This window comes from Dulcicalothrix desertica PCC 7102, from assembly GCF_003991905.1.
GTDB lineage: Bacteria > Cyanobacteriota > Cyanobacteriia > Cyanobacteriales > Nostocaceae > Dulcicalothrix > Dulcicalothrix desertica.
In genome coordinates this window covers 94493-109725 of record NZ_RSCL01000006.1, presented here as the reverse complement: position 1 = coordinate 109725, position 15233 = coordinate 94493, and the positions used below count along the sequence as shown (strand labels likewise).

Here is a 15233-nt window from a genome sequence, read left to right as displayed (position 1 = left end):
AAAGAAAGTGAATTAAAAATAGGCGCCATCCAACAGTTGGATGTTTGAGATAGTTTTTTACGTAATAATACTATACGAATAGTTAAAATTAATTATAAATTATACTAACTAGTGCTTTTGGCTGCTACTATCTTAATCTGCTTTATAGGAGTTTTTTCATTAGGTAGGAAATGTAAAAAAAACAATATTTAGATACGTATCAATCGCACACTTCTAGTCGAGTTAAATATTTTATAAATTATTGTTTAGTATTTATTTGTAATTAGGTTGTAGTAATTTATCATGCATTATAGGTAATTTTATTGCGGGAAGAGAGTATGCAAGATTATCAGATTATTCATAAAATCTATGAAAGTGCTAATTCATTAGTCTATCGAGCCATTCTCAAGCCTGATAATCAACCCGTTGTTTTAAAGATTCTCAAAGAAAACTACCCTACTCCTTCAGAACTAACTCGATACAAGCAGGAGTATAAAATCACCCGCTCCTTAAATACTGATGTAGTGATTAAAGCATACAATTTGCAGCGATATAAAAATAGTCTAGTTATGTTTTTAGAAGACTTTGGCGGTGAATCTTTAAAATTGTTAATGTCAGAACGTCAATTTACCCTCAAAGAATTTCTCTCTATTGCCATCAAAACAACTGAAAGTTTGGCTACTATTCACGCTGCCAATATTATCCACAAAGATATTAACCCCTCTAATATCGTCTATAACCCAGAAAGCAAACAACTCAAAATCATTGACTTCGGCATTTCCACTCGTTTATCGCGAGAAAATCAGACAGTTGAAAATATCGAGCTATTAGAAGGAACTTTAGCTTATATTGCTCCGGAGCAAACCGGAAGAATGAATCGAGGCATAGATTACCGCAGCGATTTTTATTCGTTGGGTATTACTTTCTACGAATTGCTCACCAATAAATTACCTTTTGCCATTACTGATTCTATAGAATTAGTTCATTGTCATATTGCTCAACAACCTATTCCCCCACATAAACTTGTAGAAACGTTAAATTTAACGTCTCAACCAATACCTAAAGCCGTCTCCAACATTGTGATGAAATTGTTGGCAAAAACCCCAGAAGAACGATACCAAAGTGCTTGGGGAATTAAAGCCGATTTAGAAATCTGTCGTAATCGCTTAGAGAGTTTAGGACAAATTGATGAGTTTTGTTTAGCAACTCAGGATATTTGTAATCGCTTTATTATTCCCGAAAAACTTTATGGTAGGGAAAAAGAAGTCACTCAACTATTAACTACTTTTGAGCGAGTTAGTCAAGGTAGCAGTGAAATAATGCTAGTTTCTGGTTATTCAGGAATTGGTAAATCTGCCTTAGTTAATGAAGTTCACAAACCAATATTACGCCAGCGAGGCTATTTTATTAAGGGAAAATTCGACCAATTGCAGCGAGATATTCCCTACAGGGCGGTTACTCTAGCTTTTCAAGAGTTAATACGACAGTTACTTACCGAATCTGAAGCAGCAATACAAACTTGGAAACTAAAACTTTTAGCAGCCTTGAATCCTAATGCTCAGGTTATTATCGATATAATTCCTGAAGTGGAAAAGATTATTGGTAAACAGCCACCAGTTGAGCAATTAGGGGCAATTGAGACTCAAAATCGATTTAATTTATTTTTTCAAAAATTTATTACTGTTTTCGCTCAAAAAGGACATCCCTTAGTTATTTTCCTCGACGATCTACAGTGGGCAGATTTAGCATCTTTGAAGCTAATTGAGCTATTAATAACCAATGCTGATAGCCAATATCTATTGATAATCAGCGCCTACCGAGATAATGAAGTTGATGCTACTCATCCTTTGATGCAAACCTTAGAGCAAATTCAAAAAGAAGGTGCTAAGATAAATAACATCTTACTACAACCATTAGAAATTGGATACATTAACCAATTAGTTACTGATACTTTAAATTGTTCTACAGAAAAGTCAAAACCTTTAGCAGAGTTAATAAAGAATAAAACTCAAGGAAACGCTTTTTTCTTAACTCAATTGCTTCAATCTCTGCACCAAGAAAACTTTTTATCATTCGATTATCAGAAAAATGAATGGCAATGGGATATTAAGGAAATTCAAAAAATAGAAATAACTGATAATGTTGTTGATTTAACTATCCGCAAAATTACTAAACTAAATGAACAAACTCAGAAAATTTTACAATTAGCTGCCTGTATTGGCAATCAATTTAATTTAGAAGTTCTCTCTATTGTCAACAATAAATCTCAAATAACTACAGCTAGAGAACTTCAGCCAGCACTAGAGTCAGGTTTAATTTTACCTCTAAGTCATGAATATAAAATACCTTTGCTTTGGAATCAGGAAGAAATATTAGAGGATACTTCAGAAATATCTAATGCTTTCATTGCTAAAATTCCTAAATATATCCCCTACAAATTTTTACACGACCGAATTCAGCAGGCTGCTTATACTTTAATTCTAGAAGACGAGAAAAAAGCAGTTCATTTACAAGTAGGGCGTCTTTTACTGGAATATATGCAAGAAAGTCAATTAGAACACAATATCTTTGATATTGTCAATCATCTTAACGAAGGTTTGGAATTGATTACCGAACCTTCAGAAAAACATCAACTAGCTAGATTAAATTTTGAAGCGGGTAAAAAAGCAAAAGCATCTACAGCGTATAAGCCAGCTTTAAAATATGTAGAAACAGCTTTAAAATTATTACCATTAAATAGTTGGAAGCATCAGTATGAATTTACATTACAAGTTCATTTAGAAACTTTAGAAGTTTTATACTTAAATACAAAAATTGAGCAAGTTGAATATCTATCAGCTATTATTCTAAAACAAACTAAAAGTATTATTGATAAAGTCAAAGTATATGAAATACAAATATTATTATCTTTTACTAATAACTCTCAGTCACAGAAGGCAATAGATACCGCATTTAAAGCTTTAGCCGCACTAGGAATTGAAATATCTCAAAAATCTGGTGAAATAGAAAAGATAATTAATCAAGAGCTAGAATGTTTAAAATCTTTTTTGAAGGGAAAAACAACTGAGGATTTAATAAATTTTCCTAAAATAACAGATTCTCATAAACTTGAAGCCATAAAAATATTACAGCATATTATGGCAGTTACTGTAGCAAAAAATTTTTTCCTTCATGTTGAGGTGGTGTTAATCCAACTCAACCTCTGTATTAGATATGGCAATCCTTCTCAAGCAGTTTGTCCTTATATTTTTTATGGTTCGCTTCTCTGTAAAGGAATAGACGCTATTAATATAACAAGAGATATTAATTTAGGGTATAAGTTTGGAGAACTTTCAATCCAGTTGCTAGAGAAAATCAAGAACCGTGAGTTAGAAGCTTTAGTTATGCAAATGTATTATGGATTTATCTGGCATTGGAAAATAACTCTAAGAGATAAATTTGCCGAGAATAAGCTATTAAACGGGTTTCAAAATGAAATCGATACAGGAAATAATGAATATGCTCTTTATTCATATTCAACTTATTGTTTAATAAACTTTTTTAAAGGAGATAATTTAAAAGATGAGGTTGACGTTCATTTTATTAAATGTATCAATTTTGCAAAAAAACTAAAGCGAAAAGATGTTGTTGATTATACTTCAACATGCCATAACATTATTACTGAATTGCTTAAAGAAAACAAAAAGTACTTATCGATTGATAATTTTCATGAAAAACATAATTTACATTTAAAAAATTTGAATAAAGATGATAAATGGTTAAGCTTTATGTACTTTTTTACTAATATGTTATTTTACTATTTTTTTAAAGAATATAATCTAGCTCTTAAAAATGGTATTGAATCAGAAAAGTGTGTTGAAAATCTTAGCTCACATATAACGGCGCCACAACATAATTTCTACTTTTCTCTCACTTGTATCGCTCATTATAATAATGCTAATAGAAAAAAACAAAAAAAAATATTAGAACAAGTAAACAAAAATCAGTATGATATGAAAATATGGGCTAGTCATTGTCCCGCCAATTTTAAAAATAAATACGATTTAATAGAAGCAGAACTTGCACGAATTTTAGGACAAAATTGGCAAGCAGAAGAACTTTATGAAAAAGCAATTAGAGGCGCTAAAAAAGCTGAATTTATTCATGAAGAAGCCATAGCTTACGAACGCGCGGCAGAATTTTATCTCTCTCTCGGTAGAGAAGAAATAGGACGACTATATCTAAGGAATGCTTATCATTGTTATAGTTGCTGGGGTGCAAAAGCCAAAGTTCAAGCCCTAGAATCGGAATACCCACAGTTTCTAATGGATATAAACGAGCGAAAAGAAAACCAAAGAATTAATACAACTGAGTCCACTGCTAGTGCAAATTCCCAAGCCCTCGATATTGTCACAGTTACTAAAGCATATCAAGTATTAGCTAGCGAAATTAAACTAGACCAACTGCTGGCTAAGTTAATGAAAACAGTAATTGAAAATGGCGGCGCCCAAAAAGGCTTTTTGATACTGGAAAAAGATCATAAATGGGTGATCGAAGCTGAAGGGACGGTAGATTCTGATGACGTAACTCTAATGCGCTCGCTTCCCATTGACTCTATAGATAGCAATCGCCAAATACCTGTCCTACCAGTTGCGCTCATTAACTATGTTGTTCGTACTCAAGAAGATGTAGTTCTTAATAACGCTAAGGAAGAAGAACAGTTCATTCGCGATTCCTACATCGTTGCTACTCAACCAAAATCGATTCTGTGTACTCCTTTGTTACATCAAGGCAAAACAAGTGGTATTTTATATCTGGAAAACAATTTAACCACAGGCGCCTTTACCAGCGAGCGCATTGAAGTTTTAAGAATCCTTTCTGCTCAAGCGGCTATCTCTATTGAAAATGCCCGTTTGTATGCACATTTAGAAGATTATAACAAAAATCTAGAGCTTAGAGTAGAAGAGCGCACTCAAGAACTCTCACAAACCCTAGAAATTCTCAAAGCCACTCAAGCCGAACTGCTGTTTGAAAACGAGTTACTTAAAAGTGCCGAACAACCCTCTAGCTTTGACTATCAAGTGGGAGGAAGTTTGCCTTCTGATGCTCCCACTTATGTTGTGCGTTCAGCAGACCGTTATCTGTACAAGGCATTGAAGCGCGGGGAGTTTTGTTACATTCTCAATCCTCGGCAGATGGGCAAATCAAGCCTAATGGTACGTATGATACACCATCTCCAGCATGAGGGATTTAGCTGCGGGGCAATCGATCTGACCCGTATTGGCAGCGAAAACGTCACGCCTGACCAATGGTACAAAGGCTTGATAGCAGAGCTATGGCGAAGTTTTGGTTTGTTAAGAAAGGTTAATCTAAAAACTTGGTGGCAAGAAAAGGGAGATATTTCTCCGGTTCAGAGGTTGAGTCAATTTATTGAAGAAGTTTTGCTAGTTGAAAATGCTCAAAATGATGAGACTATCTCTAAAAACCTAATAATCTTTATCGATGAAATAGATAACATTTTGGGTTTGAACTTCCCAGTTAATGACTTTTTTGCTCTGATTCGCTCCTGCTATAATCAGCGTACTATAAATCCTAAGTATCGACGTTTAACCTTTGCTATTTTTGGAGTTGCTACCCCTAGTGACTTAATTACTGACCATCAAAAAACGCCCTTTAACATCGGTCATACCATTCAATTGGAAGGTTTTAAAGAGCATGAAGCGCAACCTTTACTTCAAGGATTAGCAGAGAAAGTGAGCAATCCTCAAACAGTGTTAAAAGAAGTGTTAGCCTGGACTAATGGTCAGCCTTTCTTGACCCAAAAGCTTTGCAAACTTATCCGCAATTCTTCATCTAAAATACCTAATAACAGAGAAGCCGAATGGATTGAAAATTTGGTGCAAAAATCGGTAATAGAGAATTGGGAATCACAGGATGAACCAGAGCATTTGAGAACTATCCGCAATCGCCTCTTTAAAAGCAAACAATCCGTTCGACTACTAGAACTCTATCGACAAATTTTGCATCAAGAGAGGATTGTTGCTGTTGATAGTTCAGAGGAAAGAGAATTGCTTATGTCAGGGCTAGTAATCAAGCAACAGGGAACTTTGACAGTTCAAAACCGTATTTATAAATTGATTTTTGTTTGATCTACGTTCTGAAACGCAACACATACTTCGAGGCGCCAAAAATGCTGTCTTCATCCGCATAGGTCTTATATATCGTATAAAATCAAGAAAAAAGTTAATTTTTATACTTTATTATCAACAAAACCTCTCGTTCCTTGTTGGCAAATCAGTGTACATCGCAAGGCACAAGTACGTATATAATTGCATAGTTAATAGCATAAATTGCTACTCAATTATACTTAATAATATTATTTTTCATGAGTTTTTATATATGTTATGGGATGAGTTTTATGAGTTTCAGAGACCAAGAAAAAAACTAATATTAAAGGCGATACTGCATAGGTTTTGAGCTTTTCTAGGTTGGGGAGCCATCTCCCTGCGGGAGCAACCCAACCTACAAATTTTGCTGTTTTAGGGCTATTCCTTGCAGTACTGATACCAAAGGGAATTGACTATGATCAAAGCTCACATTCTGCACCATCAAGTATCACATTCATTGGGGCTACTACTAAAAAGGTTAGTAAAAATGAATAATGCAAATTTAGTACTCGAACAATCACAACAGTATGACGAATTGCAAAAATACTCTACACAAAAATTAACTATTCGCAAATACCAAGATGGTCTGTCTAATTCTCAGTTGCGACGGACACTGGAATATATTAACGACCATTTGGCAGAGGATTTGTCTATTGATGCAATCGCATCAATAGCTGGCATAAGCATAAGTCATTTTTCACGCTCGTTCAAACAATCTATGGGACTCACACCTTGGCAGTACGTCATGCAACGGCGCCTGGAAATTGCCAAGCAGTTATTAGCAATGCCGCAATTATCGCTCTCCCGAATCGCTATGCGTCTAGGATTTGAATATCAGGGACAATTTACGACCTTCTTCCGTAAACATATCGGGATAACACCTTCTGCCTACAGAAAATCTTTATGATTTATCGTTAATTTCTACATTCAGGAGATAGGAAAACTTATGACTGGGATAACAGGCGCCTTTAAAGGCAATTCGAGGGTGGCGCCTATCATTTTATAAAAACAGACGTGTAGAGACCGTATTAATTCGGTCTCTACATAATTTAAACATAGGGGCAGAGGGGATATGTTTACCCATATAGAATGAGCAAATATATATACCCCCCAATTTCAATTAAAAGCTTCCAGGAGCGTCATCCAATGCGAGTAAGAAATTAATCAGGTCTGTTTGCTGGTTTGAATTAAATCCAGCTAACTTATCTACATAGAAGTTATGACCTGTACCATCAAGATTACTACGTACTAAACTTGGGTTAGCTTTGTTGGCTTCCACAACTTTGGCACGCAGTTCACGGTCAACTAAGGCACGCAAGCTACTCGCTGCATCGGCAGGTATACCTTGGCTTAGAGTAGCAGTTAAGCCTAATCCACTTTTATCAACAATTGTGAAGCGACCATTGGGGTCAACCTTCAAACTTCCTGCCCGTACAGCTACACCACCATCATGTAAATACGGTGCGCTTAAATACAGTCCACGTAAGGAAACAGTTTTGTAGCCACCTTTTGGTAATATGCCTTTGGGAAGAGTTGTGGGGTTATCGGAAATTCCTTGTGTTGGTACATCCAGTACTTCTGCGGATTCAGGTATAGGAACTGGGGTATTAAAAGTGTATAACTTAGGCGCCACTAACAATTTATCTAATGCCAAACCAGACTGAGCGCGAGCTGGATTTGCACCTATTTCATCAAGTGGATGAATTATGTTGTCAGTGAAGAAGGGTGGAATATGACAAGTTGCACAATTCGCTCTTTCAAAAACTTTTGCCCCACGCTTCACAGAATTGCTATTCAAAGCTTTCCAATTTTCTTGTGTCTGGTTAGCAGGTGGTACTAAACTATTTTGGAAAGCCGACATCGCGTTGGCAGCAAACAAGAAAGTGCCACTCGCAATGTCTTCAGTCTTACCAGTATTTGGACTAAAAACCAAACCATTGTAAGTAAACAAACTAGGTTGCAGGTTTGGATAGGTTCCTGTACCTGGAGCAGGTATTTGGTCTTCTAGTTCTGCTTGCTGTGGATTTTTTGCAATCACTCCTCGTAACCATTCCGAAGGTTTTACTATGGTTCCTTCTGGTAAACGGAGACTCGGAACGGCAGCATTCTGAAGAAATGTACCAATATAAACTTCTGGGTCAATACCAAGAGTTTTTTCACTAAGTTGAGCAGCTGCCAAGATATTGATTTCTGAAGAATGAACACCATTGTTGATAGAACTCAATCCAGCAAAGGGACCAACAGCAAAATTTCCTGAGAATGCGTAAGGATGATTCTTAAACGTGAAAACGCTGGGGATTTGAGTTGTGTTTCTAATCCCATCTGGTGAACTCTCGAAATGGCCGGACGGTAAATCTAAAACTGCATCATCAAAGGCTTTTTCAAACTTTTCAGGGTCGGGCAGTTCAACTTTATTACCTTTGCTGTCAATAATCGTCTTACCATTGCCTTTATATTGTGGGTCGAGAGGGTTGAAGTTTGCCCGTGCAAACCCAGCAGCTGTATTTGGCGCCAGGGCAAGAAAAAACGGAAAAGCAATTTCACCATTAGGTACTCCCGCAAGGATTTTACCATCATTAGAAAGGGTCGCATGACAGAGCGCACAAGTAATATCACCAGTCGAAGTAGTTCCTAATGCAACAACCTTTCCTTGTTGAACTTTTAAACCTGTAGGAATAACAGTCCCTTTGGGAAAAGTTCGACTCCCCAGAGTTAAATCTTTCTGAAGGGTAATTTTTAGGTTTGTTGTTGACTGACCTTGTAAATTAGCAATTGCTACACCCAGTTCATCCGATATTCTATTGCTACCTTGTCCCAAACCAAATACCCCTTGCAAACCAAATGTATCGCCAATTTTACGGTTTAAGAATATGTTTTCACCTTGAGCGATTAATTCCTTGGTTATTTTAACGGCGCCTACTCGTTGATAAGAAGTGGGGTCATTAGCATCAAGTCCCTTACTGGTAACAATTTGTGCTGCTTCTTGAGGACTCAGCAGTTTGCCAAAATAGTCGTAAGATAAGAGTGGTTGAATAGGAGCAGGTTGCAAAAAATCAGTTCTGTCGAAATTAGCACTAGCTATATTGCTTGTCATCAACCAATTTGATAACAGAACACCAAGAGTACTAGTGATAAAAACGCAGATTAATAAAAAAACCTTAGCTTTCAAAGCAGATACAACCTTTATTAATACCTTAGTATTAATAAAGGTGTTTTTTTGTTGTTTCATAGCGTGGGATTCACACAAATCTTGCTCGTGAATATAACACACTATCCTGTAAATATATTGAAAAAAATTAAATCTTTACTTATAAATTTTACTCTAAAAAATTAGTTATTGTTTAACAAAAATTAATACAATCCTCATTAAAAGTGTTAAATTTTTTAGATGTAGAAACTATAGTTACATTATATACTTTTTTTGAATGACTTTAAAGGATACAAGTATTATTGTTACTGAAATAATTACAAATAATACTTTTTTATTGTTCTTATTTATACTGCTAAAAACAGAATTGTCAAAGCGGATGAATGTATAAAATAACATGTCAGCTAGTCAAGTTTTAGGCGCCTGCATCAAAAAAGTCAAGTTACTAATGTACTACTTAATTAATCAAACGTTTGTTGGGCTGTTGACTGCTGGTTTGACTTTTTTTAAAAAAAGTACTAGAAAGGCGCTTGTAAATAACGCACATCCCATGAACAAAAAGCAATCATTGAATGCCATTACGTTTGCTTCTCGTCGGATGGTACGGTCTAGGACTTCATACGCTTGATTTTGAGCCTGCACTGGGTCACTTGTGTGCTGTAAAAATATTTGAGTTAATTGGTCAATTCTGTCGCGCGTGATGGGATTTGATAGTGAAATTTTCTCAACTAAATAGTTTGAGTGGAATCTTTCTCGTAACGATTGTAGATTCAAGAGTGTTGCAATTCCTAATGAACCGCCTAAGTTGCGCGCCATGCTATATATAGCTGAAGCTGAACCGATTTGGTTTGGCTCAATTCCAAATGTGGCAACTTGAAATGTAATTATTAAAGGCTGTCCCAACGCGCGGATAATTTGAGCAGGTATTAGCTGTTCGAGTCCTGTATCATGAGTCATTGTCGTGTTCATAAAGCAACTGACACCAAACAGCGTAAATCCTACCGCTAGTAGTAACCGTAAATCAATGTGTCTCATCAATTTGGGCACAAGCAGTGTGATAAATAACTGTGGCAAACCTGACCACATAATTGTTTCGCCAATTTGCATGGCGTTGTAACCTTGAATTTGTGCTAAATATAACGACAAAATAAAAGTAGGACCATATAAACCTAGCCCTAAACCCATTGTAGTGATGATAGTAATTAAGAAGTTACGCCTTAGTAGTAAGCGCAGATTGAGTAAAGGATTTTTGTTAACAAGCTGAATAATTATAAATACAGGTATAGAAATTGCTGTTGTTAAAGCTGCTTTTTGAATTTCCTCGCTCACAAACCAATCTTTACGGTTGCCTTCTTCAAGGAAAAACGTAAGCGATGCTAACCCTATTGCCATTGTGACAATACCAAACCAGTCACCTTTTTTGAGTAGATGTAACTTTGTAGGTCGTTGGGGTAATGCGTACCATACACCAGCAATTAGCAGTAATCCCGGTAACACATTCAGGTAGAAAATATACTGCCAAGCATAAGTTTCTGTTAACCAACCACCAACAATCGAACTAAGAGAAGGAGCAATAATTGTGGATAGTCCAAATAGTGCCATACCTACAGGTTGCAATGCTTGTGGTAATGTCATTAAAATGACAAGAAACGCCATTGGTATTAAGACACCTCCAGTAAAACCCTGTCCAGCACGGAACAAAATCATCTGTGGTAAGTTAGTTGCAAAAGCACAAAAAACAGAAAAACAAATAAATAATGCTGCATTCACAAGTAAATATAACCGCACGGAAAATACTTGTGATAGCCAACCTGTAAGCGGTATGACTACAATTTCTGCAACTAGATATGCTGTGGAAATCCAGGCGCCTTCCTCTAGACTTACACCAAGGGCGCCTGTAATATCCTTTAAGGAAGCATTAGTAATTTGATTATCTAATACTGCCATGAAGGCGCCGAGCAGTGTAGAATATACTCCTATCCAATCTTTTAGCGTAACATTCTTTGGTGGTGGTTTTGATGGCGCGCGCATGTTTCATATTTGTATTTAATCTTGTCGGCTCACGGCGTCTCGCCTAACCTACGCACATCTGGGACAGATATGGTACAACTACATTAATGACACAAACCAGTAGTTATAAATATGTTAAATCTTAGTTTGATATTTCAGTCAAAAAACTAGACTAAAGTTAAGTTGCTGCCAAAAAATTAATAATTATAAACTCTGACTTTTTTACTTATAAAAATTTGAATACAAAGTCAAAAAATATACTCGTTATTAAGGTCTCCATTGGCAACCCTACTGTTTATTATTCACAGAATTATTTATAAAGTCATAACTTTCGGTAAGCGAACTTTTACGAACATCTTCCTACCTTTGCCCGAACAAGTGGCGAATAAGTGCCTAATAAGAATTGTAAATATTAAATTACTACTAAAAGGGGTAAATTATGATTATTTTAAATAAATTCATGACTAGTAGGATTTGGAGTCTGATATTAACAAGTGTATTATTAACAAGCTGTTCTGAGCCGAATGCTGAAAAGGGCAACACAATTAGACTACTATATTGGCAGGCGCCAACTATCCTTAATCCCCATCTAGCTTGGGGAGCGAAAGACTTTGAGGCTAGTCGAATTAGTTATGAACCGCTTGCTAGTTTTAATCAAGATGGTAAATTAGTGCTATTTTTGGGAGCGGAAATTCCCACTATTGAAAATGCAGGACTAGCAAAAGATGGTAAGTCAGTTACTTGGAAATTAAAGCGGGGTATTAAATGGTCTGATGGTAAACCTTTTACTGCCGCAGATGTGGTTTTTACTTATAAATATATTTCTAATCCGGCTGTTGCTGCTACCACATCAGGAATTTACAAAGATGTTCAAAGTGTGGAAGCAATTAATGACTACACAGTTAAAATAAATTTTCGCGCTCCTAACCCTGCTTGGTCATTGCCTTTTATTGGTGCTGAAGGTCTTATTCTGCCTTTTCACATTTTTGAGAAATACAACGGTGCTAACGCAAGGGAGGCGCCAGCAAATCGTCTGACTGTGGGTACTGGTGCTTACCAGGTGGTACAATTTAGACCAGGTGATATCGTCATCTATGAACCAAATCCTTTGTTTCGGTCAGCCGATAAAGTAAAATTTCAACGGTTAGAAATCAAAGGTGGTGGTGATGCTGCAACTGCTGCAAGAGCGGTATTGCAAACGACATCAGCAGATTACGCTTGGAATTTGCAAGTGGAGGCAAAGGTTCTCAAACAACTGGAATCAACTGGTAAAGGTAAATTAAACAACGTCTTTGGGTCTTTTGTCGAACGGATTATGTTTAATCAGACAGACCCAAAAAAAGGTTCTAGTGTGCAGTTTCCTCATCCGTTTTTTAGCGATAAGATAGTTCGTCAAGCTTTTAGCTATGCTATTGACCGGGAAACAATCGCTAAACAGTTATTTGGTGATATTGCTCGCCCTGTAGCAAACGTATTAACGGCGCCAGAAATATATAATTCGCCGAATACCACATACGAATTTAACGTCAAAAAAGCTGCTGCGTTATTAGATGAAGCAGGATGGTTTGATACCAACGGGAATGGGATTCGGGATAAAAATGGTGTAGAAATGAATGTTTTATTTCAGACTTCAGCCAACCCAGTGCGACAGAAAATTCAAGAAATAGCAAAACAAGGATTAACATCGATTGGGGTGAAAGTTGATTTAAAAAGCATTGACCCAAGTATATTTTTCTCTGGAGACCCTAATAACCCAGACACAACTAGCCGTTTCCAAGCGGATATGCAACTGTTTTCTGATAATAATAATAACCCAGACCCTAGTATTTCGATGAAGAGTTGGACTTGTTCAGAAATTGCTCAAAAAGAAAATAATTGGTCTAAAAACAATTTCTCACGTTACTGCAATCCTGAATATGACAAGCTTTGGCAACAGTCTACAACAGAGTTGAATCTAGCTCGTCGGCGCCAGTTATTTATCCAAATGAACGATATCCTAGTTAAAGATGCTGTTGTACTTCCTTTAGTTACTCGCGCGCGTGTAATTGCGACTAGTAACAATCTTAGTGGTGTAGAATTTACACCGTGGGATGCTAATACTTGGAATATTCATGATTGGCAGAAAAAGTAAATAGAAAATTGATTATGACCTGGGGGATAACTTCTCCCGATGGTCACTGTCGTGCATTCGATTAACTTACATCTTGCACCTGTTTTCTTACATGTGATATTAATTGCTAAATCTATAACTACGCTCATACCCACCTTGGGCTGAAAGCCGCAAGGCTAATAACTAAAGTCCATTTTAATGGACTAAAATATGTGTAATATTTAAAACATTGTTATTGGAAATTAATGATTAATACGTAGATATGCAAGATATGAGGGAGCAAAGCTGCTAGAAACAAAAACTTGACTGCGTAGACACAAACAATTAAACTGTGTACAATTGTGCATACTATAATTGTATGGAGTACGAATGGGATAGTAATAAAGCTCAATCCAATATCCAAAAACATGGAATAGACTTTGCCGACGCAGTTTCTGTATTTTCGGATGATTTTGCTACTACTGTAGTTAATGAGCATCCCGATGAGCAGCGGTTTGTGACGGTAGGAATGGATGCTTTGGGTAGAATTATAGTTGTTGTTTATACGTGGCGGGGTGACAGTTGTATTCGGTTAATATCTGCTCGGAAAGCAACTAGAAGAGAACGTTTGCAGTATGAATTAGAGGAATAAATCATGGATACTGAGTATGATTTTAGTCAAGGAAAGCGTGGAGCTATTGAACCAACTCCCGAAGGTAAAACGAGGATTACAATTCGGTTAGATGATGATATTTTGACGTGGTTCCGCGAACAAGTCCATCTCGCAGGTGGTGGAAATTACCAAACTTTGATAAATAATGCATTGCGTGAATATGTACAACAGCGTCGGGAACCTTTAGAGGAAATTTTACGGCGAGTTGTGCGCGAAGAATTGAGTCAGATAAATATACGGGTGTCGGAGTAGGTTTTTTCATATCTTGCACCTGGAAAATTTAATGTTAAAACCGCAACCAAGTATAAGTGGAGTATCAGCTAGGAAAGTTACGTTAGTAAACTTCGTCGTGCGTACCTACATCAACTAGGACTATCGTTTTGCAGCTTGTGGGTTGTTAGCAGTCACCTAAAATTATAAGATTCCCTAGTATTTTGATTTGAAAATCTTGAAAATCCTCGTATCCAGACCGTTCAGTTCAAACAAGTTACGATGTAAATCAGGTATAAATATTACTGATGAATTAAAAGCTTTGCCATATCCGTGTTTTGTACGCAACTTACGTAAGATAGCAGCAAGCAGGAGGTTTATATGCTTACTTTAAAAGTGCATTATAGAGGCGTTGATTTTAAAGGACAACAATTGGAACCTCTTGAATTTTGTCATAAATGGTTAAAGATGCCTGCTCCGGGCGAGCGTGGGTATTATAAAACGTGCGTAAAGCTCCTGGCAAAAGCTACAGGGCTTTCGGCTCGTACTGTCGAAGGTTGGGGGTCAGATTTTTCTAACCGTCCTGACTATGTTCTCACGACTCTTAAGAAGGAAGATACAATTCTTCAAATTCGAGAACTTGTAAAAAAAAGTGATTTATCGGAATTTATTGATTGAAATTTAATACGTGAATAACGTATAATATGTTCAGATGCGAAAAGGCACCTTGTAACGAGGAATCGCTACTGACAGGTGCCTATAGATAAAAAAGCTACCAATACTTCGGACACAAAACCAGGTGCGTGCATGTCAACAATCACCTATGTAAAAGGTCTACCAACCAAAGAGTCGGAAATGAACCATCTTGGTTACACCGATTTTGAAATGTTTCTTAATGCCTTTTCCCCTATATTTAAAGATGCAGTTTGTGAGACTGTTGATAAGATTTTAGCCTCTAAAAATTTTGAGAAAGAAAAG

General features: G+C 36.5%; 8 protein-coding genes. 6 read left to right on the top strand and 2 right to left on the bottom strand.

The window, feature by feature from the left end:
- The first annotated feature begins 317 nt into the window (after positions 1 to 317).
- Together DSM106972_RS14050 and DSM106972_RS14045 are read left to right on the top strand one after the other, a co-directional pair.
- A complete protein-coding gene (locus tag DSM106972_RS14050) occupies positions 318 to 6107 on the top strand; it encodes an AAA family ATPase (protein ID WP_127081294.1) in 5790 nt (1929 codons plus the stop codon).
- Positions 6108 to 6612: 505 nt separating this feature from the next.
- Entirely contained in the window at positions 6613 to 7032 is a 420-nt protein-coding gene (locus tag DSM106972_RS14045; RefSeq protein WP_158632822.1) for a helix-turn-helix domain-containing protein, read from the top strand.
- 213 nt (positions 7033 to 7245) lie between these two features.
- Here the strand turns inward: DSM106972_RS14045 and DSM106972_RS14040 are convergent, their stop codons facing one another.
- A complete protein-coding gene (locus DSM106972_RS14040; RefSeq protein WP_127081292.1) occupies positions 7246 to 9354 on the bottom strand; it encodes a hypothetical protein in 2109 nt (702 codons plus the stop codon).
- 384 nt (positions 9355 to 9738) lie between these two features.
- Positions 9739 to 11304 carry a DHA2 family efflux MFS transporter permease subunit gene (locus DSM106972_RS14035; RefSeq protein ID WP_127081291.1) on the bottom strand — a complete coding sequence of 522 codons (1566 nt, stop codon included), beginning with the start codon at positions 11302 to 11304 and terminating at the stop codon, positions 9739 to 9741.
- 439 nt (positions 11305 to 11743) lie between these two features.
- Here DSM106972_RS14035 and DSM106972_RS14030 point away from each other — a divergent pair, with 439 nt between their 5' ends.
- From DSM106972_RS14030 to DSM106972_RS14015, 4 genes are all read left to right on the top strand, one after another.
- Entirely contained in the window at positions 11744 to 13414 is a 1671-nt protein-coding gene (locus DSM106972_RS14030; RefSeq protein ID WP_233787889.1) for a peptide ABC transporter substrate-binding protein, read from the top strand.
- Between the two features lie 337 nt (positions 13415 to 13751).
- On the top strand, positions 13752 to 14024 hold the full coding sequence (locus DSM106972_RS14025) for a BrnT family toxin (RefSeq protein ID WP_127081289.1): 273 nt from the start codon (positions 13752 to 13754) through the stop codon (positions 14022 to 14024).
- Between the two features lie 3 nt (positions 14025 to 14027).
- Positions 14028 to 14297: a BrnA antitoxin family protein gene (locus tag DSM106972_RS14020; protein WP_127081288.1), complete on the top strand. Its 270-nt coding sequence runs from the start codon at positions 14028 to 14030 to the stop codon at positions 14295 to 14297.
- A gap of 339 nt (positions 14298 to 14636) precedes the next feature.
- Entirely contained in the window at positions 14637 to 14933 is a 297-nt protein-coding gene (locus DSM106972_RS14015) for a hypothetical protein (RefSeq protein ID WP_170213575.1), read from the top strand.
- Positions 14934 to 15233 lie beyond the last annotated feature (300 nt).

Coding starts and splice junctions, on each gene's coding strand:
- DSM106972_RS14050 (WP_127081294.1), top strand. CDS start 318: ATGCAAGATTATCAGATTATTCATAAAATCTATGAAAGTGCTAATTCA.
- DSM106972_RS14045 (WP_158632822.1), top strand. CDS start 6,613: ATGAATAATGCAAATTTAGTACTCGAACAATCACAACAGTATGACGAA.
- DSM106972_RS14040 (WP_127081292.1), bottom strand. CDS start 9,354: ATGAAACAACAAAAAAACACCTTTATTAATACTAAGGTATTAATAAAG.
- DSM106972_RS14035 (WP_127081291.1), bottom strand. CDS start 11,304: ATGCGCGCGCCATCAAAACCACCACCAAAGAATGTTACGCTAAAAGAT.
- DSM106972_RS14030 (WP_233787889.1), top strand. CDS start 11,744: ATGACTAGTAGGATTTGGAGTCTGATATTAACAAGTGTATTATTAACA.
- DSM106972_RS14025 (WP_127081289.1), top strand. CDS start 13,752: ATGGAGTACGAATGGGATAGTAATAAAGCTCAATCCAATATCCAAAAA.
- DSM106972_RS14020 (WP_127081288.1), top strand. CDS start 14,028: ATGGATACTGAGTATGATTTTAGTCAAGGAAAGCGTGGAGCTATTGAA.
- DSM106972_RS14015 (WP_170213575.1), top strand. CDS start 14,637: ATGCTTACTTTAAAAGTGCATTATAGAGGCGTTGATTTTAAAGGACAA.